Raw genomic sequence first — 20,017 nt, 5'->3', positions numbered from 1 at the left:
ACAGAGCGTGACCGCCAGCGCAGGCTCGCTGAACGTGGGGGGACGATCGCGGCACCGGTCTCGGTTTCGGGCGCCGGCGCCACCGTCTCGATCGCCAGCGGTGGCGTGGTGACACAGTCGGTCACGGCCAGCGCCGGCAGCGTGAACGTTGCGGGCACCATCACGGCGCCGGTGGCGGTCAGCGGCGGTACTGTGTCGTTGGCCAGCGGCGGCACCATCGTCAGTAGCCAGCCAGTGCAGGTCACGGGCGGTAGCCTGTCGATCTCGGGCAACGTCAACGCGCCGGTGCAGGTGGCGGGCACCACGGTCTCGGCCTCGCAGATCGCCAGCGCCACGCCGGTGATGACGGTGGACGCGGGTGGCACCATCAGCCAGTCGGTAACGGTGGATGCGGGTAAGGTGTCTATGAACGGCACTATCAGCGGCAATGTCGCCATCGGATCCGGCGGCGCCCTGCGCGGGTCCGGTGTGGTGACGGGCCAGGCCTCGGTGTCCGGCATCCTGGCGCCCGGCAACTCGCCCGGGACCCTGACCTTCACTAACGGTGTGACCCAGGCGGCCAAGTCGGTGCTGTCCATCGATATCGATGGCACGGGCACCGGGGCCGGCTACGGCAACTACTCCCGCGTCCTGGTCACGGGCGGCAGCTACGTCATCGGTTCCGGTGCCGTGCTTCAGCCCAACCTGCGGGGGATATCGGGGAAGGCCACCAACACCTACACCCCGGGCCTGGGCACGGACTTCAATATCGTCCAAGCGGCGGGTGGCGTCTCCGGCACCTTCGCCGGCATTACCCAACCCAGCAGCGGGCTGCTGGCCGGCACGCAGTTCACGGCGCTGTACGGCAGCAACGCCGTCGACCTGTACGTCACCCCCACCTACGGCAACTTGGCCAGCCTGGGGGTCAGCGCCAACCAGCAGACCATGGGGCGCGTGGTGGCCGGGCTGACGCCAACGGTGGGTAGTGACCTCAACGCCGTGCTGAAGGCGCTGTACGGCTTGCCCACGGTGGGGGCGTCGCTGGATGCCCTGGCGCAGATCGGCGGCAGCAGCCAGGCCAACATCGTCGCCTACAGCCTGAACCGGGGCCTGGCCGCCACCCAGGTGCTGGGCCAGCGCCTGGCCGCGGTGCGCGATGGCGTGGCGGGCGGCATGCAGGGCACGATGCAGGCGCAGCTGGTCGGCCGCACGCTGTACACCAGCATGGCCAGCAGCGGTGACGCCCTGCCGGTGGAGGATGAGCGCGGTGTGGCCGCCGGCTCGGCGCCGGAGGAGGGCTGGCACTTCTGGGCCCAGGGCCTGGGGGCGTTCACCCGGGTGGACAGCGACGGCAACGCCGCGGGCGGGCACAGCAACACCGGCGGCGGCCTGTTCGGCGGCGACCGCACGGTGGCGCCGGGCGTGACCCTGGGCCTGGCCGGCGTGCTACTACAGAGCACCTCGGGCGGGTCCAATGAGACCAGCAGCTATGGCCTGTCGGCCTATGGCAACGTCGACCTGGGGGACGGCCTGTTCGTCACCGGCAACGCCGGCTACACCTACGACCAGTACGACACGGCGCGGACCATGGGCTTTGGCAGTCTCAGCCGCACGGCCTTCGGCCATACCACCGGTGACGAACTGTCGGCGGGTGTCACGGCCGGCTACCGAGTGCGGGTGTCCAACCTGACCTTGGAGCCGCAGGCCGGCATCCAGTGGCTGAAGGTGGGCCGCGACGGCTTCACCGAGACGGGCGCCGGCGCCCTGAACCTGGTGCTGCAGGACCTGGACGCCACGGCCCTGCAGAGCAGCGTGGGCGGCCGCACCTCGGCCAGCTGGAAGACGGACGGCGGCACGGTGATCACCCCGGCGCTGCGGGCGGCTTGGCTGCACGACTTCCGCGACCGGGCGCTGACCAGCCAGGCCGCGCTGGCGGGCACCAGCTTCGCGGTGACCGGCCCTGACACCGGCGCCAACGCGCTGGGCATCGGCGGCGGGCTGACCCTGCAGGAAGGCAACAACCTGAACCTCTACGCCAACTACGACGGCACGCTGCGCCGGCATGAGACCGACCACGTCTTCACCGCCGGCTTCCGGCTCATTTGGTAATATATTCCGAGTTGGGATGATGATTTTCCTAAACATCAATGAGAATTCGGAGGATGGCAGCCATTGCCAAAATAATAACCGAGGAATTAGGTTATGGTGAACCCATCAAAATCTGGAAATGCAGAATTGGCCCACAACACGGTGTCGTGCGATATTCCAGAGGGGAAAATTCGCCATAATTCTGACACTATCATGATAATTAAGGAAATGTATATAGAGGGATACTCTATGGATCGGATCGCGCGGGCCATCAATATGAGTCCCAGCTATATTTCGATCGTCATAAATTGGTATTTCCCGGAGATATCAAAAAAACATTACTCTAAATGGCTAGAGATTAAAATTGACATCGAAATGCTTCTAAGTTCTGGTGAGACCATTCCATCAATAGCGAATATTCTCGGCAAAAAAATTGGAACAGTACGACAATACATTTATCGCAATATACGAGGCTATGGCGGAACAAACAATATAGATGAAGAAAAAATAAAACTTATAGGTGAAATGTACGCTTCTGGAAAAAAATACAAAGAAATAAGCAAGGAGGCCGGTATATCAGAATACTATATAAGAAATGTGATAGGCCAATTCTATCCGAATATGAGAAAGTATAATCCAGATTCCATGAAGGAAAGATTGTCAGAAATTCAGGAAATGCTCCGCGGCGGCTACAGCTACAAGCGCATCGCCGAAGAGCTGGGAATAAGTGAGGGCAACGCTCACGCACTTATATTCCGACATTTCCCGGCATCACGCCGGGGTCCGCGGGGTGGAAAATTTGTCAAGAAATAGCTACGAGGGCGGGCATCAATGGCCTGCCCATCCGGCCATGCGCCTGCACATGCGTGTTCAAACAGGATGTCGTGAAGTTACTCGAAAGCCGTAGCTTGCTGCTTGACCAAGCGTCCTCCGGATCAGGCAAACGAACCGGGGTTGATTTGGCTCCAACGTATGGTTCAACGCGAGCAGACATGCCATGCCTTGCCAGCTAGGGCGGCATCATCTGTGTCGGGACCGTTCGCTGCCGAAAATGAAGCTATAGGGCATCTCGCCCATCGTTCACTTGAATGCCGGGCAAAAGTGCGACGCACTCCTTCGCACGACCTCACCGCGCTTCTTGACGGAGATATGTTCCGATAGATGCTCCTCAATGTAAGCGATAACCTGGCGCACCTGCCGAGGCGCAAGTCCGCCACCATCCGTCCCACACATGACGGAGGCCCCTGTGAAGATTGGCCCTGATCGGCTCAATTGAATCTGATCCGGGCCAATCTTCACAGGGGACGAAGATGAACTCCAACATGGCGGGCGGCGCTTGCGGCGGGTGCCTGACGTGGCATACAGTCGTGATACACGCCGATCCACAAAATCTGGCATCCAAATAGCCAAGGCACTCAATCCCTTGGGCCTCGGTCGGCGAAACCTCCCCTAGGGGACGCCAAATCCGGCCTAAGCGCCTGATTTGCTGGTGTGTCAGCCTCCGCTGGAAAAATCGCGTGGCACACGGATGTGACACGCGCTGCGGAGGTCAAAAATGTCCACCATTCCCTATGTCATTCAGCGCCGTCACGGGCTCTACTTGCGCCTCCGGCTGCCCTCGGATATCGCTACCTTGACGGGGCGGAGCCATCTCACGCGGTCCCTGCGTGTAAATCAGCGCGATCAATTGACCCCACCGACTTCAATAAAATCAAACGGATACCGCGCCGATCGGCATCCAAGCTGCGCGCCAATTAACGCTGATCACCCCCATCCTGTCGCTGCGGGATGGTGACGCACGGCGAATGGCCGCCTGGCGGTTCTTCAGACACAATAAGCCACGGCATAGGGGCTTGAAGGGGAACGCGGCGCCTTGTCAAAGAGCTGCGGGGGATAAAAAGGCGCGGAACGCCGGGGACGCGTCGGGCCCAAACATCTGGGCGGGCGGGCCGCTGGACTCGACCCGCCCGTTCATCAAATGCACCACCCGGCTGGACACATCGCGCGCGAACGCCATTTCGTGGGTCACGACGATCATGGTGCGTCCCTCCTCCGCCAGGGACCGCATCAGGGCCAGCACTTCGCGTACCCGCTCAGGGTCAAGGGCGGAGGTCGGCTCATCGAACAGGACCAGCTTCGGATTGGTCGCCAAGGCCCGGGCAATGGCCACCCGCTGCTGCTGCCCGCCGGAGAGCCGCTTGGGATAGGCGGCGTGGAAGCCGCCCATGCCCACGCGGTCCAGCAGCGTCCGCGCGGTGGCAAGGACCTCATCACGGTCACGGCGATGGACGCGCAAGGGCGCCTCCATGACGTTCTGCAACACCGTCAGATGAGGCCAGAGATTGAAGCCTTGGAAGACCATGGCCGTCTGTGTCCGCAGGCGGGCGGCGGCACGGCCATCGAAAACCTCCAGGCGGCCGTGGCGGTTGCGCGCCAGGGGCGCCTGCACGTCGCCAATGGCGATCTGGCCCTCATCGGGAACCTCCAGCAGGTTGAGGCAACGCAGGAAGGTGCTTTTGCCCGAACCGCTGCCCCCCAGGATGGAGATGACCTCCCCTTCCCGCGCCTCCAGCGAAATGCCGGCCAGCACTTCCCTGTCGCCGAAGGACTTGCGGATGTTGGTGGCGGTCAGCACGGTGGGGGATAGCGGGGTCATGACAGCGGCTCCACGACGGGCGGAACGAAGATGGATGGGACGGCGCGGTCGACATCCAGCCGGCGTTCCAGGGCCGCCAGCAGGGCCGACAGACCGGCGTTGATCAGCAGGTACAGCGCCGCGGCGGCGCAGAACACCTCCAGCGTGCGATAACTGTGGGCGATGACCTGCTGCGCCACACCGGTGATGTCCAGAACCGTAATGGTGCTGGCCAACGAGGTCGACTTGGTCATCATGATGATTTCGTTGGAATAGCTGGGCAGCGCGATGCGGATGAGCGACGGCGCGATCACCCGCCGCAGCAACATGAACCCGGTCATGCCACAGGCGCGGCCGGCCTCGATCTCCCCACGCGGCACGGCGGCCAAGGCCCCACGGAAGATTTCGGCGATATAGGCCGAGCAACAGCAGGTCATGGCCAGGCAGGTGCAGAACACAGGGTCCCGGAACGCCGTCCAGAGCATGCCGTGGCGTATCCAGGGGATCATGGCGAACGCATAGTATATCATGAAGATCTGCAGGATCAGCGGCGTCCCCCGGAACAGGAAGGTCCAGGTGCGCTGGATCAGGCGCGCCAGCGGCGACCGCGCCACCGACATCGCCGTAAGGCCCGTGGCCAGCGCCGTGGCGCAGACGCCGGAAACCGCCAGGATCAGCAGGGTCACGGGCACGGCGCGCACCAGCTGCGCAGTGACCGACCCGATGAACGTCAGATGTTCCCCATCGCGCTCAGCCCCTGTCCCACCGGTTGGAATACCGGCCGCCATAGTGGAAGGCCGTGCTGGAAAGGGTGGTGAGCACCAGGTAGAGCGCCATGGCCATACCGAAGAACAGGAAGGGATGCCGGGTCGACCCGGCGGCCACCAGGCTGGTGCGCATCAGTTCGCTCAGCCCGGTGACGGCGATGAGCGCGCTGTCCTTCAGGTTGAACTGCCAGACATTGCCCAGCGCCGGCAGAACGACGCGCGCCACCTGTGGCAGGACGATGCGGTGGAAGCACAGGAGGTCACCGAAGCCCATGGCCCGCGCCGCCTCGAACTGGCCCCGGGGAATGGCGCCGACACCGCCCCGGAAAATCTCGGCCTGGTAGGCCGCGGACACCAGGCCGACGGACAGGCTGCCGACCAGGAAGGGCGGCGGCAGGCCCGGCGCCTCCCAACCGAAGGTCTCCGACAGCGACAGGATCAGCGACGGCAGGCCGAAGTACAGCAGCAGGATGACCAGCAGCTCCGGCACCCCGCGCAAGACCACGCCATAAACCAGCGCCGTCCGCCGCAGCCAGCGCGGCCCCTTCAGCCGGGCCCAGGCCAGCAGGACGCCCAGCGCCGTGCCGATGACCATGGAGGTGGCGGACACCGCCAGGGTGAGCACACAGCCCTTCAGCAGCAGGGGCGCCCAGCCGTCCGGCCCGAAGCCGAGGAGCGCGAGGTCGTCCATCATGGCTGGAGGCTCCCGGCGGCGGCGCCCGGCCGGGCGTCCAGGGTGGGGGTGGCGTCCGCCTTGAACCATTTCAGGCTGAGGCGCCGCACCGTACCATCCTCCACGGCGGAGCGGATGGCGGCGTTCAGGCGCTCCGCCAAGGCGGTGTCGTCTTTGCGCAGACCGAAGCCCTCACCGGCGCCCAGCTCGCCGCCGATCAGTTCCGGCCCCACCAGGACCAGATCCTGCGCGTCGGGAGCGGCCAGCAGCGGCCGCAGGTAGGTGGTGTCATCCAGCGTCAGGTCAATGCGGCCGCTCAACAGGTCCAGGTCCCGTTCGCCCATGGTGCGATAGGATTTAACGGTGATGACGCCGGCCAGGTATTTGTCCAAGAAGCCGTCGTAGGTGCTGGAAATGGCGACACCCAGGGTCTTGCCGCGCAACTCCTCGCGCAGGGCCGCCAGCGCCTGGGTCTGGCGCTCGGGCGTGGGATTGGCGTCCAGATCCAGCACGAGGCCCCGGTTGGCCATGCGGGCCAAGGGGCTGTCCTTCTGGGTGACGAAAACCCCGGTGGTGATGGCGTACGGCAGGGAGAAGGCCAGTACCGCCTTGCGCGCCGGCGTGATCTGCAACGCGTCGGCGATGACGTCGATCTTATGGGCCTGCAAGGCACCGATCATGCCATCCCAATCCTGGGCCACCAACTGGCACCGCAGGTTCGCCCGCTGGCAAAGGATCTGGAGCAGATCAGGTTCAAAACCGATCAGGGTGCCGTCCGGCCGGGTTATATTCCATGGCGGGAAGGCCCCCTCCGTGCCGATGACGACGGTCCGGGGCGGCGGCGGCTCCGCCCCTGCGGCCCCTTCCCAAGCGGCGGATAGGGAAAGCGCCGCCAGTCCGAAACCAATACCCGCGCGCCAAAGCCTTCTCATGGTTCGTCCGCACCGGCCGGGGGGACGATATCGACCAGCCAGCAGGCTGCGGCGGCTTGGACCAGGACGGGCGCTGTCGTGCCGGGGGCGAACAACAGGGCGTCCAGCCGGCCGAGGGTGTAAGTCTCGCCGCCGCAGGTCACCTGCGCCTCGCCGGCCGCCACCAGCAAGCGGGTCGCCGTGGGGTTGGGCGACAGCGATGACGGGCCCGGGGACAAACGGAGTTGGGTGCCCCGCACGGCCCCCCGGCGCACCATCAGGTTCAGGTCGGTGACGGGGCCGCCATCCGGCGTTCCCGATACCGGCACGTCGCCAGGAAAGGCGTGCGCTGCCGTTTCCGGCGTCACCAGGACGGGGGCCATGCCGGCGCCGAAGTCCAGCAGCAGGAGGCCTTCCAGCACCGCCAGCACGCGGTCGATGCCGGGGAAGTGGGAGAAAGGCCCCGCCTCCCGCACGTCCGCGATGCTGACCCGCCACAGGATGTCGCCCGCGCCATCGTCCTGGCGGGCGACCTCGCGCGTGACGCCGCCCCCGTTCTTCCACGGCTGGGCGGGCCGTGAGGCCGAGGGAAGCAGGCGGACACCGCTCATCCCAGGATACCGGGCAGGTCAAGGCCCATGGCGCGGGCGCAGTCCTGGGCGATGTCATAACCGGCGTCGGCATGGCGCATCACACCGGTGGCCGGGTCGTTCCACAGGACGCGCTCCAGCCGCTTGGCGGCTTCGGGGGTGCCGTCGGCGACGATGACCATGCCGCTATGCTGGGAATAGCCCATGCCCACGCCGCCACCATGGTGCAGCGAGACCCAGGTGGCGCCCGACGCGGTGTTGAGCAAGGCGTTCAGCAACGGCCAGTCGGACACGGCGTCGCTGCCGTCCCGCATGGCTTCCGTCTCGCGGTTGGGGCTGGCGACGCTGCCGCTGTCCAGGTGGTCACGGCCGATCACCACCGGGGCCTTCAGCTCGCCCTTGGCCACCATTTCATTGAAGGCCAGGCCCAGGCGGTGGCGATCCCCCAAGCCAACCCAGCAGATGCGGGCCGGCAGGCCCTGGAAGCGGATCCTCTCCCGCGCCATGTCCAGCCAATTGTGCAGGTGACGGTTGTCCGGCAGCAGTTCCTTCACCTTGGCATCGGTCTTGTAGATGTCCTCGGGATCGCCGGACAGGGCCGCCCAGCGGAAGGGGCCGATGCCACGGCAGAACAGCGGGCGGATGTAGGCGGGCACGAAGCCGGGGAAATCGAAGGCGTTGGCGACCCCTTCGTCCTTCGCCACCTGGCGGATGTTGTTGCCATAGTCGACGGTGGGCACCCCCGCCGCCTGGAAGTCCAGCATGGCCTGGACGTGCACCGCCATGCTGGCGCGCGCGGCGGCGGCCACGGCCTGAGGCTCGCGTTCCCGCCGCTCGACCCACTCCGCCACCGTCCAGCCCGCCGGCAGGTAGCCGTTGACGGGATCGTGGGCCGAGGTCTGGTCGGTCAGCAAATCCGGGCGGATGCCGCGCCGGACCATCTCGGGCAGCAGTTCGGCGGCATTGCCCAGCAGGCCGACCGAAACCGCCTTCTTCTCGGCACGGCTGCGTTCGATGATGGCCATCGCCTCATCGATGGTTTCGGCGGCATGGTCCAGATAGCCGGTCCTCAGTCGCATCTCGATGCGGCTGCGCTGGCATTCGATGGCCAAACACGAGGCGCCGGCCATGACGGCGGCCAGCGGCTGCGCCCCGCCCATGCCCCCCAGGCCGGCGGTCAGCAGCCAGCGGCCCGACAGGTCGCCGCCGTAATGCTGGCGGCCCATCTCGACGAAGGTCTCATAGGTGCCCTGGACGATGCCCTGGGACCCGATGTAGATCCAGGAACCGGCCGTCATCTGGCCATACATGGCCAGGCCCTTGCGGTCCAGCTCGTGAAAATGCTCCCAGTTGGCCCATTTCGGAACCAGGTTGCTGTTGGCGATCAGAACGCGCGGGGCATCGGGGTGGGTGCGGAAGACACCCACCGGCTTGCCGGACTGGACCAGCAGGGTCTGGTCGGCCTCCAGCCGCGTCAAAGCCTCCACGATCCGGTCGTAGCTCTGCCAGTCGCGGGCGGCGCGGCCGATGCCGCCGTAGACCACCAGCTCCTCCGGGCGCTCCGCCACGTCGGGGTGCAAGTTGTTCATCAGCATGCGCAGCGCCGCCTCGGTCAGCCAGCTTTTGGCGGTGCGTTCCGTGCCGGTGGCGGGGCGGATGACGCGGGTGTTGTCGATGCGGCTCATAGGGTCCTTCCCAGGCTGGTGGCGAAGGCGAGGCAGTCGTTCAGGATCCCGGTCAGGATCGTGACGAGAGGTCTCGCGTAAACAGGATCGAAGGGGGGCGGCCAGTTGCCGGGGCCGGGCTCGTCGGGTTCGACGAGATAGCCCCGGATGGCCAGTTCCATCTGAATGGCGTGGATGCCCTCGGCGGGGCGGCCATAGTGGCGCGTCGTCCAGCCGCCCTTGAACCGGCCGTTCAGCACGTGGCTGTGGCCACTGGCGGCGCAGCGGTCGTGGATGGCGGTCGCCAGCGCACCGTCGCAGGTGACGCCGCCGTTGGTGCCGATGTTGAACTGCGGCAGGGGGCCGTCGAACAGGCGCGGGATGACGCTGCGGATGGAATGGGCGTCATAGAGGACGACGGCGTCATGGTTTCGCCGCAGCCGCGCCAGCTCAGCCCGGATGGCGGCATGGTAGGGATCGAAATAGGCCGCCCGCCGCGCGGCGATGTCGGCGGCGTCGGGCGGAACCCCGGCGTAAAGCGGCTCACCGTCGAAGGTGGTCACGGGGCAGAGGTCGGTCGTCGCCTGCCCAGGATACAGCGACGCGCCGGAGGGATCGCGGTTGACGTCAATGACGCTGCGCGACAGCCGCGTCCGGATGATGGTGGCCCCCAGGTCCGCCGCGAAGGCGTACAGCCGGTCGATCCACCAATCGGCGTCCTTGCGCGCCAGCCAGGGTGACGCGAAACGGCCCAGCAGCCCATCCGGTATGTCGGTGCCGGTGTGGGGGAAGGTCACGACCAGGGGCGCATCGCCGCGATGGATTTCCAGCCAATCCGTCATCTCACCAGTCCATCACCTCAGTTGCCCCGCCAGACGCGCGCATGCAGGGGATTGAAGCCCATGCGATAGACCAGGTCCGCCGGCCGCTCGATATCCCAGATCGCCAGGTCGCAGGACTTGCCCGCCTCCAGTGTGCCGATCTCATGCTGCAGCCCTAAGGCGCGAGCGGCGTTGCGGGTGACGCCGGCGATGCATTCATCGACCGTCATGCGGAACAGGGTGGCGCCCATGTTCATGACCAGCAGCAACGAGGTCAGGGGCGAAGTACCGGGGTTGCAGTCGGTGGCCAGGGCCATGGGCACGCCGGCCGCGCGGAAAGCGTCCACCGGCGGCAGCTTGGTTTCCCGCACGAAATAGAAGGCGCCGGGCAGCAGTGTCGCCACGGTGCCGGCCGCGGCCATGGCCGCGACGCCATCGGCGTCCGTATGTTCCAAATGGTCGGCCGACAGGGCACCATGCCGGGCCGCCAGCGCGGCGCCGGACAGGTTGGACAGCTGATCGGCATGCAGTTTGACCGGCAGGCCATGGGCGGCGGCGGCGGCGAACATCCGTGCCGTCTGATCCGGCGTGAAGCCGATGCCTTCGCAGAAGGCGTCGACGGCGTCGGCCAGCCCCTCCCCCGCCGCCGCCGGCAGCACGGTGTCGCACAGGAAGTCGACATAGCGGTCAGCGTCACCGCTGAATTCAGGCGGCAGCGCGTGGGCGCCCAGGAAGGTGGTGGTGATCCGGACCGGTCGCGCCTGCCCCAACCGCCGCGCGGCGCGCAGCATGCGCAGCTCCGCCTCCAGGTTCAGCCCGTATCCTGACTTGATCTCCACCGTCGTCGCCCCCTCCGCCATCAGGGCGTCCAGCCGGGGCAGTGCACTGGCCGTCAGCGCCGCCACGTCGGCGTCGCGCGTGGCGCGCATGGTGGAAAGGATACCGCCACCGGCCCGCGCGATCTCCTCATAAGAGGCGCCGGCCAGCCGCAGTTCGAACTCATGCGCCCGGCTTCCACCATGGACCAGGTGCGTGTGACAATCGATCAAGCCGGGGGTGATCCACCGGCCGGAGCAATCCACCACCACGCCGGCATCGAAATCGGGCGCGTCGGCGATGGCGCCGGCATAGGCGATCAGGCCATCGCGGACGGCCACCGCGCCATCGCGAACGATCCCCAGCCCAGGCAGCGACCCGGCCAGGGTCGCCAAATGGGCGTTTGTCCACAGCTTGTCGCAACGCATGCCCGTTCTCCCGGCGGATCCCAAGTCCGCCTCTATGGTTGCGTTCGCACCTTAGAATGTATAGACATATGGCGCAACAGGAGAATGCACCATGGGCACTGACGGCGGTTCGGACGGGGCTTTCCACTTCCAGCAGGCCCTGCTTCCCGAGGGGTGGGCGGACAATGTGCGGCTGACGGTCCGGGATGGCATCATCGCCACCCTGGAACGGAACGCGGCCCCCCAGCCCGGTGACGAGAGGCGGCCGGCGGCCATACCGGGCCTGCCCAACCTGCACAGCCACGCCTTCCAGCGCGGCATGGCCGGTTTGGCGGAGGTGCGCGGGCCGGTGGGCGACAGCTTCTGGACCTGGCGCGATGTGATGTACCGCTTCGTCGATCGCCTTTCGCCCGACGACCTGCACACCATCGCGGCCTTGGCCTACATGGAAATGCTGGAGGCCGGGTTCACCCGCGTCGGGGAATTCCATTACCTTCATCATGATCGGGACGGCGGGCGGTTCGCCGACCCGGCGGAAATGAGCGCCGCCATCGTCGCGGCGGCGGATGAGACCGGCATCGCCCTGACCCACCTGCCCGTGTTCTACGCGCATTCCGGTTTCGGCGGGGCGGCACCGGGGCATGGACAGCGCCGTTTCCTGAACGACCTGGACGGCTTCGCCCGCCTGCTGGACGCGGCGCGGATCAAGGCGCGGGCCCTGCCCGATGCGGTCGTCGGCGTGGCGCCGCACAGCCTGCGCGCGGTGACGCCTGAGGAATTGACTCAGGTGGCCGGCCTAGCCGGCACCGCCCCCGTGCACATCCACGTCGCCGAGCAGGTGAAAGAGGTCGAGGACTGCGTGGCCTGGGGCGGGGCCCGGCCGGTGGAATGGCTGCTGGCCAACGCGCCGGTGGACAGCCGCTGGTGCCTGGTGCACGCCACCCATGTGACGCCGGCGGAGGTCGCGGACATGGCGGCGCGCGGCGCGGTGGTTGGCCTCTGCCCCATCACGGAGGCCAACCTGGGCGACGGCATCTTCCCGGCCGCCGCCTATCTGTCCGCCGGCGGCCGGTTCGGCGTCGGCTCGGACTCGAACGTCCTGATCGACGCGACCGAGGAACTGCGCCTGTTGGAATACGGTCAGCGCCTGGCGGGCCGCAGCCGCAACGTGACCGCGCAGGCGCCAGGACGATCGACGGGCCAGGATCTGGTAGAAGGCGCGCTGGCGGGTGGCGCCGCCGCCCTGGGCGCGCCGTCCGCCATCGCGGTCGGCCATGCGGCGGACCTGGTCAGCATCGACACCCAGCACCCCTCACTGCATGGCCGCCGGGGCCCGGCGCTGCTGGACGCCTTGATCTTCGCCGCCGGCCGGCCGGCCATTGACGGGGTCTGGCGCCGGGGCAAGCAGGTGGTTAATACTGGCCGGCACCAACGGCGGGACGCCATTGTCACCCGTTACCGCCAAGTCCTTGAAAGATTGACCCAGTGACGCTTTCCCTGCATGAGCGCATTCGAACGGACATAGAGTCGGCCATCCTGTCGGGAAAGCTGGCACCGGAAGACCGGCTCCCCGTCGAGCATGAGCTGATGCAGACCTATAAATGCTCGCGCATGACGGTCAACAAGGCGCTGTCCGCCCTGGCTGCGGCGGGTCTGATCGAACGGCGCAAGGGGGCCGGTTCCTTCGTGGGGCGCCCACACGCCCATTCCATGATCCTGGACGTCCCGGACCTGCCGGTTGAGGTGGCCAAACGCGGCCATGTCTACGGCTATCAGCCGCTGGTGCGGAAGCTGCGGGCGGCCGCCCGCGGAAACGCCGAGGAGGAGTTGCTGGCCGGCGGGCGCCGGCTGTTGCAGTTGGATGGCCTGCATTCCGCCGATGGCGCGCCCCTGGCGGTGGAACGCCGCCTGGTTAGCTTGGCCGCGGTGCCGGCCATCGCGGACGCCGACCTTGAGAAGGAGCCGCCGGGAACCTGGCTGTTGCGGCACGTGCCATGGACGGAGGCGGAAACCCGCATTTCCGCCGTTCCCGCCGATGCGGAGATCGCGGGTCTATTGAAAACACCGGTCGGCACGGCCTGCCTGTTGGTGGAACGGCAGACCTGGCGCAGTTCGGAACGGATCACGGCCGTGCGCCAGTACTTCCTGGGCACGGCCTATCACCTGGTCGCGCGGTTTGGCAGCAGCCGTCCGTGACGGCCCGCGGCCCCGAAGGAGCGCAGGCCGGACGGGACATCAGAACTTCTGACCGAACTTGACGCCGAACAGTCGCGGCTTCGTGGGATAGATGCGCGCGTACTGGCCGGAGATTTCCGGGGCGGAGAAGGTGTTCCGGGTCAGCCCCCCACGTTCGTCGAACAGGTTCTGGATATAGAACTCGGCGGTGGTGTTGCCGATCTTGCCGCCCATCGAGACGTCAACGGTGGTGAATCCGGGGCTGTCGCCGACGAGATCGTCCGCCGTGGTCCCCAGGAAGCTGCGCGTGCTGGTCTGGTGGTTCAGGGAGCCCTGGACGAAGCTGTCCACCTCCCCCAGCATGAATTCATAGCGGGCCGTGGTGTTGAATTTGATACGGGGCTGTACCGGCAGCCGCGTGCCCTTCGGCGCCGCGATGATGCCGGAGGCGCAGTCCGGGTTGCTGTTGGCACCGATGGCGCAGAAGTCGGTCGTCAGTCGGGCGTCGTTGAAGGCTCCCGATGCCGACAGGGTCAGGCTGCGGGTGACGGCCCAGGTGATGTCCGTCTCGACGCCGTACACCCGGGCGTCGCCGGCGTTGTAGATGTTGGTCACGCTGCCGGAGTTGAGCGCCACCAGGGCGTATTGCAGATTGTTCCATTCCTCGTAATAGACGGCGCCGTTAAAGCGCAGCTTTTGATCGAACCAGGTCGTCTTCCACCCCAGCTCGTAATTGTCCAGGGTATCCGAGCCATAGGGCTCAACCGCCGCCCGCCGGTTGTTGCCGCCGGGCCGGTAACCGGTGGAATACGTGGCATAGACCATGCGATCCGGGTCGATCTGCCACGTCACGTTCAGTTTGTGGGTCTCGCCGGAATCGTTGAAGCTTTTCTTCAGGTAGGAACAGCTGTTGAGCGACGGGAAGGGCGTCACGCAGCCAGCCTTCGCCGCGTCGCTGGCAAAGCCCGAGAAGCCGGTCAGCGTGTTGTCGGCGATGAACCCGCGCACGCCGCCGGTCAGGGTGACGCTGGGCAGGATGTCATAGGAAGCCTGGCTGAACACCGCGTAGTCGCGATCGACGATGTGCACGTTGGTCAGGAAGATGTCGTCTTCGTAAACGGGCGACCCCTGTTGGGACGACCCGTAACCAGGAGCGTAATAGTTCGCCTGGAACTGGTTGGTCTGCTCTTGATAGAACAGGCCGGCCGTGACCCGCCAACGGTTGGCGGCGGGCGAGCTGAAGCGCAGCTCATGGCTTTGCTTGGTCAGATCCTGGTGCCCATAGTAATATTGGGTCGGGTCGATCTGCTTACCCATGGAATTGGTAAAATATCCGTAGTTCGGATAGGCGTCGTACGCGACGGTGTAATAGCTGTAGTCGGCATGCGTGTCTATCGACCGCTGCATATAACCGCCGGAATAGAGGACATCCCAGTCCCAGACCTTGCCCTCGATGGTCAGGGCCGCCTGGTACCATTTGTCGATGTTGCGCTCTGGCGCGTAGTCGTGGACCTGAAGGTCACCGGCCTTGGGATCGTAGAGGAAAGAGCCGTTGGACCGCTGGTGCTGGGCGATGACCTGCGGCGTGACGGTCCAGTCGTCGTCCAGGTCGATGCCCAGGGCCACGCGGCCGCCATAGGTGTCGACATCGTTGAAGTTCTTTTTGACGAACTTGGAATTGTCCACGGTGATGGGGCTGTTGACCACCGTGCCGTCGTCCAGGGTGTGGGGGCTCTGGTAGGTGCGCTGGTGGTAGGTGTTGTCGATGTAGCCGCCGTCATGCTCGTCATAGCCGACGATGCGCACCGCCGCCCGGTCGCTGAGGGGGATATTGACGAAGCCCTCAATGGTGCCGCCCAGGCTGCCCTTGTCGAAGCGGGTGCCCTGGACATCATAGCCGGCGGAGAATTTGGAGGTGTCCGGCTTGTTGGTGATGATGCGCAAGGTGCCGGACAGGGAGCTGGCGCCGTAGAGCGTGCCTTGCGGCCCGGACAGCGCCTCGACCCGGGCGACGTCGTAGATATGGACGTCCAGCAGGGAGCCGATGGTCGTGACCGGAATTTCGTCCAAGTAAAAGCCGCTGGTGGGCAGCGCCCCAAACGGTAGGCCGTCACCGCCGGAGGAGATGCCGCGGAAGAACAGCTGGCTTTGGCCCGGCCCGAAAGACTGGAAAGACACGCTGGGCAACTGCTTGGCGTAGTCGTCGAAGGACTGGACCTGGTGTTGCTCCAACGTCGCCGCGCCCAGGGCCTGCAGGCTGATAGGCACGTTCTGCAGGTTCTCGCTGCGCTTCTGCGCCGTTACCAAGATTTCCGCCAGGGTGTCGTTCCCGGTCGAGTCCGGGCCCGCCGGCGCGGCGGGAGGGACATCGGCGGCCAGGGCCGATTGCATACCCGACAGTGGCGCCAGCGCCGTCGAGGCCAACAGCAGGACCAGCCTGCTGGCCCGCGTGGTCTTAACTCTCATTATGATCGCCCTTTCCCATGAAGTTCCGCTTCTGTCCCTGTTCTTGTGGGTCTTCCGCCCTTTGGTGTTTTGTTATTTTACTTTATGTTGCTCTATATAACTACAGTTCAACTTTAGGATATGTTTGCGGCACGGTTCCCAGCGCCGCTTTCAGCGGCGCCAGCCAGGGCTCGAAACGCCGCCAATGGTCCAGCCCCTCGGTGAAGATGGGCTGGCGTACCTGTTCGGAGCTGGGGGTGCGCACCGTGCGCCTGTTGTCCCAAAAAGCCAGGCAGCCGTCCTCGAACGGCAGGCCCAGATGGTCCAGCAGCGCATGGACTTCATTTTCGGTGTCGGTCACCAGCCGTTCATAGACGACACGGTGCACGCAGCCGGGGGCCGCCCGGTCCACATGAGCCAGGAGTGTGGCGTAGTCCGCGTAATAGCGCCCCAGTTCCGTCAGGTCGTAGGTGAAGGCCTGGCCGCGCGCGAAATGCTGCTTGTAGGCGGACCAGCCGACACCCAGGGGATGACGACGGACATCGATGATCCGGGCCTTGGGCAGGATGGCGCGGATGAGCGCGACATGCATCCAGTTGTTGGGCATCTTGTCGATGAAGAACGGCTTCGCCTCATGCCGGTGCACCCGCGTCCGCGCGATGTATTCCGCCCCCAACGCCGCCAAGGCGTCGGCGGGAAGATCGTCCAGGCATTCCGGATACCGTCCGGCGCCCGGCCCTTTGCCAGGGGACGCCAGCCGCGCGGCGATCGCCATCATGTCGGGCAGTTCGCTGGTGCCCTCGACCATGCTGTGGCTGGCCAGGATCTGTTCCACCAGGGTGGAGCCAGACCGGGGCAGGCCGACGATGAAGATGGGATCGGGCGCCTGGCAGCCACCTCGGTCCTGGGCCAGGAATCCCCGGTCGACCATGGCGGCGATGCGGGCGCACTGGTCGTGGGTCTCATCCGCGTCATAGCTCAACTGGCCCCGGCGCAGGCGATTGCCCTCGGCATAGGCCCGGAAGGTGGCCGCGTCATCACTTCCCGCATCCTCAAGCGCCTTGCCCAGCGCGAAATGCAGGTGCAGCCGGTTCTCGTCGTCCGCGGTGGCCCGCAGGCCGCGTTCCATGGCCGCCCTGTCGTCGGCGGAAAAGCGGAAGGTCTTCAGGTTGGCCAGGCTCCACCACGCCTCGCCCAGCGTGGGTTGCTGTCCGAGGGCGGTGCGATAGGCGTTGATGGCATCGTCCACTCGGCCGATCGCCTTCAGGACGTGGCCATAGCTCATCCAGCCCTTGGCCTGCTGCGGGTGGCGGGCCAGGACATGGGCATACACGGCGGCGGCGCCATCCTGGTCGCCAATACGGACCAGCAGCGAGGCCTTGAGCATCAACACCGACGGATTGTCCGGCTCGTCCGCCAGCAGATGCTCCACCTCGGCCAGGGCCTCCGCCGGCCGGTTGTGCCGTTGCAGCGTGCGGGCCAGCAGTTCGCGGGCCGCCGTGAAAGCGGGTGCCAATTCCAGCGCGCGCCGCAGCAGGGTGATGGCATCGTCGTAGCGGCCCAGGCGCACCGCCAGTTCGGCCATCATGCGGATGGCCGCCACGTCCGTGGGCTGGGCCCGCAACCGGTCGCGCAGCGCCCGTTCCGCCACGTTCAACCGGCCCTCAATCATGGCCACGGCGGCCTGGGCCAGGACGGGGTCGCGGGTGGAGGCCTTCACGCCGGCCAGATGGGCCCGCTCCGCTTCCTCATGCTCGCTGGCGAGGGCCAGCGTGTCGGCCAGCGCCCACCAGGCGGCGGCCAAGTCGGGGCTGAGCGCGCCGGCGCGGCGCATTTCAGCCAGGGCGTCGGTAAGCTGGCCCAGGTCGCGCAACGTCAGGCCCAGTTCCAAGGCCGTGACGGCCGATTTCGGCTCCGCCACCGCCAGCCGGCGGAGGATCTCCGCCGCTGCCTGGACGTCCCCCGCCAGCCTGAGGGCACGCCCCTGGATCAGCCGTGCGCGCGGGTGATCGGGTGCCGCGCCCAGCACTTCCAACACCTGCGCGATGGCCAGGGCCGGGGCGCGGTCGACCAGCGTGGCCGCATGGTCCAGGGCCGTATCAATGGAAACCAGGGACGGCGCGGCGCCGGTCATGCGGCCCTCGCCTGCAGACCGGGATGGGAGAGACATGCAAGGTCCGACATGGGATGCCAACTCCTGCTTCGTTTTGGTATGGCCCGTTTGTCCCCGCTGGGCCGGGTTCCGTTGCCGGCCGGCCGTTCATACATATTGTCTATACATTCCCGCCTCGATTTAGTCTATACATAATTGCCGTATCGCGCCGCCGGCCGCATGAATCTTGCGACTTATGGACCCAAGGAGCAAACAATGACGCCATCCGTCCTGCTGAATGGTCCCCTCACCTGGCGCGACCTCAGCGCCGTCGCCCGGGGCAGCGACCTGGTGCTGTCCCCGGATGCCTGGGCCCGTATCGGCAATGCCCATGCCGTGGTCGAGGCCATCGTGGCGCAGGGCATCCGGGCTTATGGCGTGAACACCGGTGTCGGCGCGCTGGTGAGCACGGTGGTGGATCGCGCCAAGCAGCGCGACTTGTCCCGGAACTTGGTCATGAGCCATGCCTGCGGCATGGGGCAGCCCCTGGAGACGGCCGCCGTGCGGGGCATCATCGCCGCCCAGATCAACAATTTCGCACATGGCCGCTCCGGTGTGCGGCGCGACCTGGTGCAGGGCCTGCTGACACTGTTGGCCCGGGGCTGCATACCGGAGGTGCCGTCGCGCGGGTCGGTGGGCTATCTGACCCACATGGCCCATATCGGCCTGGTCCTCATTGGCGCCGGCTCGGCCTATATGGGCGGACGCCGCCTGTCGGGGCGGGAGGCGCTGGACGCCATCGGCATGTCCCCCTTGGTGCTTGATTCCAAGGAAGGGCTGAGCCTGGTGAACGGGTCCCCCTGCGCCACGGGTCTGGGTGGCTATGCGCTGTCGCGGATCGAACGGCTGCTGGCCACGGCGGACGCCGTGGCGGCGCTGACGCTGGAGGCGCTGGGCGCCCAGATGTCGGCGTATGAGGCCCAGGTGCTGCAGATACGGATGTCGAGTGGCCTGCACCGTACGGGCGCCGCCCTGCGGAATTACCTGGCAGGCAGCCGACGCCTGGAACGCGCCGTGGGGACCCGGTTGCAGGACGCACTCAGCCTGCGGGCCGTGCCGCATGTGCATGGCGCCGCCCGGGACGCCTTCGACGGCGCCTGTGCCGTCATCGACCGGGAACTGCAATCGGTCACGGACAACCCCATCGTCTCCGGCACGCCGGCGGCGCCGGTCGTCGAGTCCGAGGCGCACGCCGTGGCGCCCGCGCTGGCCATCGCCCTGGACTCACTGGCTATCGCCATCGCGCACCTCGGCGCCATCTCCGAACGCCATACCGACCGTCTGGTCAATCCGCTGGTCAGCGGCCTTCCGCCTTTCCTGGCCAGCGATCCCGGCGCCACAACCGGCTTCATGATCGCGCAATACACCGCGTCCGCCCTGGTGGCGGACAACCGCCGCCTTTGCGCGCCCGCCAGCCTCGACGGCGGCATCAACTCCGCGCTGCAGGAGGATTACCTGGCCCATCCCACGGCGGCGGCCACCAAACTCCTGTCCGTCATCGACAACACCGAATACATCCTGGGAATTGAACTGCTGGCGGCGACCGAGGCGCATGACCTGGCGGTCGATCCGGCGGACCGCGCCCCCGGCACCGCCGCCATTCATGACCATGTGCGCGCCTGTGTCGGCCGCTACCGCGACGACCGCCCGCTGGCCGATCACCTCAATATCGGTGCCGACATCATCAAAAATGGACTGCCCGCGTGAAAGGCGAGCGATGGGCGCTGGATCGGTTTAAGCCCGTTTCCAAAGCCTTCGAGAAGCGCCGCGACGCCTATCGGGATAGCAATTATCCGATCCTATTGGAGACAGGCGAAGCATTTGATCGCGCCGGTTCATCCCCCGAGGCAAGAGGATCCGCCGCGCCGCACAAGGGCGCCGCTGATGGCGAAGC

General features: G+C 66.4%; 15 protein-coding genes. 5 read left to right on the top strand and 10 right to left on the bottom strand.

The features are described 5' to 3' along the window. Nucleotides 1–108: 108 nt before the first annotated feature. A complete protein-coding gene (locus tag UCD39_RS13410; protein WP_330496493.1) occupies nt 109–2,088 on the top strand; it encodes an autotransporter family protein in 1,980 nt (659 codons plus the stop codon). A 93-nt stretch (nt 2,089–2,181) separates the two neighbouring features. After that, a complete protein-coding gene (locus UCD39_RS13405) occupies nt 2,182–2,880 on the top strand; it encodes a sigma-70 region 4 domain-containing protein (RefSeq protein WP_330496492.1) in 699 nt (232 codons plus the stop codon). Between the two features lie 1,063 nt (nt 2,881–3,943). Here UCD39_RS13405 and UCD39_RS13400 read toward each other — a convergent pair. From UCD39_RS13400 to hutI, 8 genes are read right to left on the bottom strand one after another with little or no spacing between them, the layout of a single operon-like run. Then, the gene (locus UCD39_RS13400) at nt 3,944–4,723 is read right to left on the bottom strand and encodes an ABC transporter ATP-binding protein (protein WP_330496491.1); all 780 of its coding nucleotides are present in this window, start codon (nt 4,721–4,723) and stop codon (nt 3,944–3,946) included. Beyond that, the gene (locus UCD39_RS13395) at nt 4,720–5,490 is read right to left on the bottom strand and encodes an ABC transporter permease (RefSeq protein WP_330496490.1); all 771 of its coding nucleotides are present in this window, start codon (nt 5,488–5,490) and stop codon (nt 4,720–4,722) included. Before UCD39_RS13395 ends, UCD39_RS13400 begins: the two co-directional genes overlap by 4 nt. Further along, on the bottom strand, nt 5,453–6,163 hold the full coding sequence (locus UCD39_RS13390; protein ID WP_330496489.1) for an ABC transporter permease: 711 nt from the start codon (nt 6,161–6,163) through the stop codon (nt 5,453–5,455). Before UCD39_RS13390 ends, UCD39_RS13395 begins: the two co-directional genes overlap by 38 nt. After that, nucleotides 6,160–7,074 carry a transporter substrate-binding domain-containing protein gene (locus tag UCD39_RS13385; RefSeq protein WP_330496488.1) on the bottom strand — a complete coding sequence of 305 codons (915 nt, stop codon included), beginning with the start codon at nt 7,072–7,074 and terminating at the stop codon, nt 6,160–6,162. Before UCD39_RS13385 ends, UCD39_RS13390 begins: the two co-directional genes overlap by 4 nt. Further along, on the bottom strand, nt 7,071–7,664 hold the full coding sequence (locus UCD39_RS13380) for a HutD/Ves family protein (protein WP_330496487.1): 594 nt from the start codon (nt 7,662–7,664) through the stop codon (nt 7,071–7,073). The genes UCD39_RS13385 and UCD39_RS13380 overlap by 4 nt, the downstream gene beginning before the upstream one ends. Further along, complete coding sequence (gene hutU, locus UCD39_RS13375) at nt 7,661–9,328, bottom strand: urocanate hydratase (protein ID WP_330496486.1); 1,668 nt, start codon at nt 9,326–9,328, stop codon at nt 7,661–7,663. The genes UCD39_RS13380 and hutU overlap by 4 nt, the downstream gene beginning before the upstream one ends. After that, complete coding sequence (hutG, locus tag UCD39_RS13370) at nt 9,325–10,149, bottom strand: N-formylglutamate deformylase (protein WP_330496485.1); 825 nt, start codon at nt 10,147–10,149, stop codon at nt 9,325–9,327. The genes hutU and hutG overlap by 4 nt, the downstream gene beginning before the upstream one ends. A gap of 17 nt (nt 10,150–10,166) precedes the next feature. Beyond that, entirely contained in the window at nt 10,167–11,372 is a 1,206-nt protein-coding gene (gene hutI, locus UCD39_RS13365; RefSeq protein ID WP_330496484.1) for an imidazolonepropionase, read from the bottom strand. Between the two features lie 91 nt (nt 11,373–11,463). Between hutI and UCD39_RS13360 the strand changes: the two genes are divergently transcribed. Next, a complete protein-coding gene (locus tag UCD39_RS13360) occupies nt 11,464–12,840 on the top strand; it encodes a formimidoylglutamate deiminase (RefSeq protein WP_330496482.1) in 1,377 nt (458 codons plus the stop codon). After that, nucleotides 12,837–13,547 (top strand): histidine utilization transcriptional repressor HutC, encoded by a 711-nt coding sequence (gene hutC / locus UCD39_RS13355; protein ID WP_145736692.1) that lies wholly within the window; start codon nt 12,837–12,839, stop codon nt 13,545–13,547. Before UCD39_RS13360 ends, hutC begins: the two co-directional genes overlap by 4 nt. A gap of 39 nt (nt 13,548–13,586) precedes the next feature. Here hutC and UCD39_RS13350 read toward each other — a convergent pair whose 3' ends face one another. Then, nucleotides 13,587–15,992 carry a TonB-dependent receptor gene (locus UCD39_RS13350; RefSeq protein ID WP_330496481.1) on the bottom strand — a complete coding sequence of 802 codons (2,406 nt, stop codon included), beginning with the start codon at nt 15,990–15,992 and terminating at the stop codon, nt 13,587–13,589. A gap of 100 nt (nt 15,993–16,092) precedes the next feature. Then, nucleotides 16,093–18,105: a tetratricopeptide repeat-containing sulfotransferase family protein gene (locus UCD39_RS13345; protein WP_330496480.1), complete on the bottom strand. Its 2,013-nt coding sequence runs from the start codon at nt 18,103–18,105 to the stop codon at nt 16,093–16,095. Nucleotides 18,106–18,339: 234 nt separating this feature from the next. On the opposite strand from UCD39_RS13345, the gene UCD39_RS13340 reads away from it, so the two are divergent. Beyond that, a complete protein-coding gene (locus UCD39_RS13340) occupies nt 18,340–19,830 on the top strand; it encodes an HAL/PAL/TAL family ammonia-lyase (protein ID WP_330496479.1) in 1,491 nt (496 codons plus the stop codon). Nucleotides 19,831–20,017 lie beyond the last annotated feature (187 nt).

It is taken from the genome of Nitrospirillum karajorum, from assembly GCF_036348415.1.
In the GTDB taxonomy this organism is placed as follows: Bacteria; Pseudomonadota; Alphaproteobacteria; order Azospirillales; family Azospirillaceae; genus Nitrospirillum; species Nitrospirillum amazonense_B.
Note: the sequence above shows the minus strand (reverse complement) of the source record. Positions and strands in the feature narration are given on the sequence as shown.

What these genes read in the sequence shown, in the direction of transcription:
- UCD39_RS13405 (WP_330496492.1), top strand. Translation starts at nt 2,182, where the DNA reads ATGGTGAACCCATCAAAATCTGGAAATGCAGAATTGGCCCACAACACG.
- UCD39_RS13390 (WP_330496489.1), bottom strand. Translation starts at nt 6,163, where the DNA reads ATGATGGACGACCTCGCGCTCCTCGGCTTCGGGCCGGACGGCTGGGCG.
- UCD39_RS13380 (WP_330496487.1), bottom strand. Translation starts at nt 7,664, where the DNA reads ATGAGCGGTGTCCGCCTGCTTCCCTCGGCCTCACGGCCCGCCCAGCCG.
- hutG (WP_330496485.1), bottom strand. Translation starts at nt 10,149, where the DNA reads ATGACGGATTGGCTGGAAATCCATCGCGGCGATGCGCCCCTGGTCGTG.
- UCD39_RS13345 (WP_330496480.1), bottom strand. Translation starts at nt 18,105, where the DNA reads ATGACCGGCGCCGCGCCGTCCCTGGTTTCCATTGATACGGCCCTGGAC.
- UCD39_RS13400 (WP_330496491.1), bottom strand. Translation starts at nt 4,723, where the DNA reads ATGACCCCGCTATCCCCCACCGTGCTGACCGCCACCAACATCCGCAAG.
- hutU (WP_330496486.1), bottom strand. Translation starts at nt 9,328, where the DNA reads ATGAGCCGCATCGACAACACCCGCGTCATCCGCCCCGCCACCGGCACG.
- UCD39_RS13395 (WP_330496490.1), bottom strand. Translation starts at nt 5,490, where the DNA reads ATGGCGGCCGGTATTCCAACCGGTGGGACAGGGGCTGAGCGCGATGGG.
- hutI (WP_330496484.1), bottom strand. Translation starts at nt 11,372, where the DNA reads ATGCGTTGCGACAAGCTGTGGACAAACGCCCATTTGGCGACCCTGGCC.
- UCD39_RS13385 (WP_330496488.1), bottom strand. Translation starts at nt 7,074, where the DNA reads ATGAGAAGGCTTTGGCGCGCGGGTATTGGTTTCGGACTGGCGGCGCTT.
- UCD39_RS13340 (WP_330496479.1), top strand. Translation starts at nt 18,340, where the DNA reads ATGACGCCATCCGTCCTGCTGAATGGTCCCCTCACCTGGCGCGACCTC.
- UCD39_RS13360 (WP_330496482.1), top strand. Translation starts at nt 11,464, where the DNA reads ATGGGCACTGACGGCGGTTCGGACGGGGCTTTCCACTTCCAGCAGGCC.
- UCD39_RS13350 (WP_330496481.1), bottom strand. Translation starts at nt 15,992, where the DNA reads ATGAGAGTTAAGACCACGCGGGCCAGCAGGCTGGTCCTGCTGTTGGCC.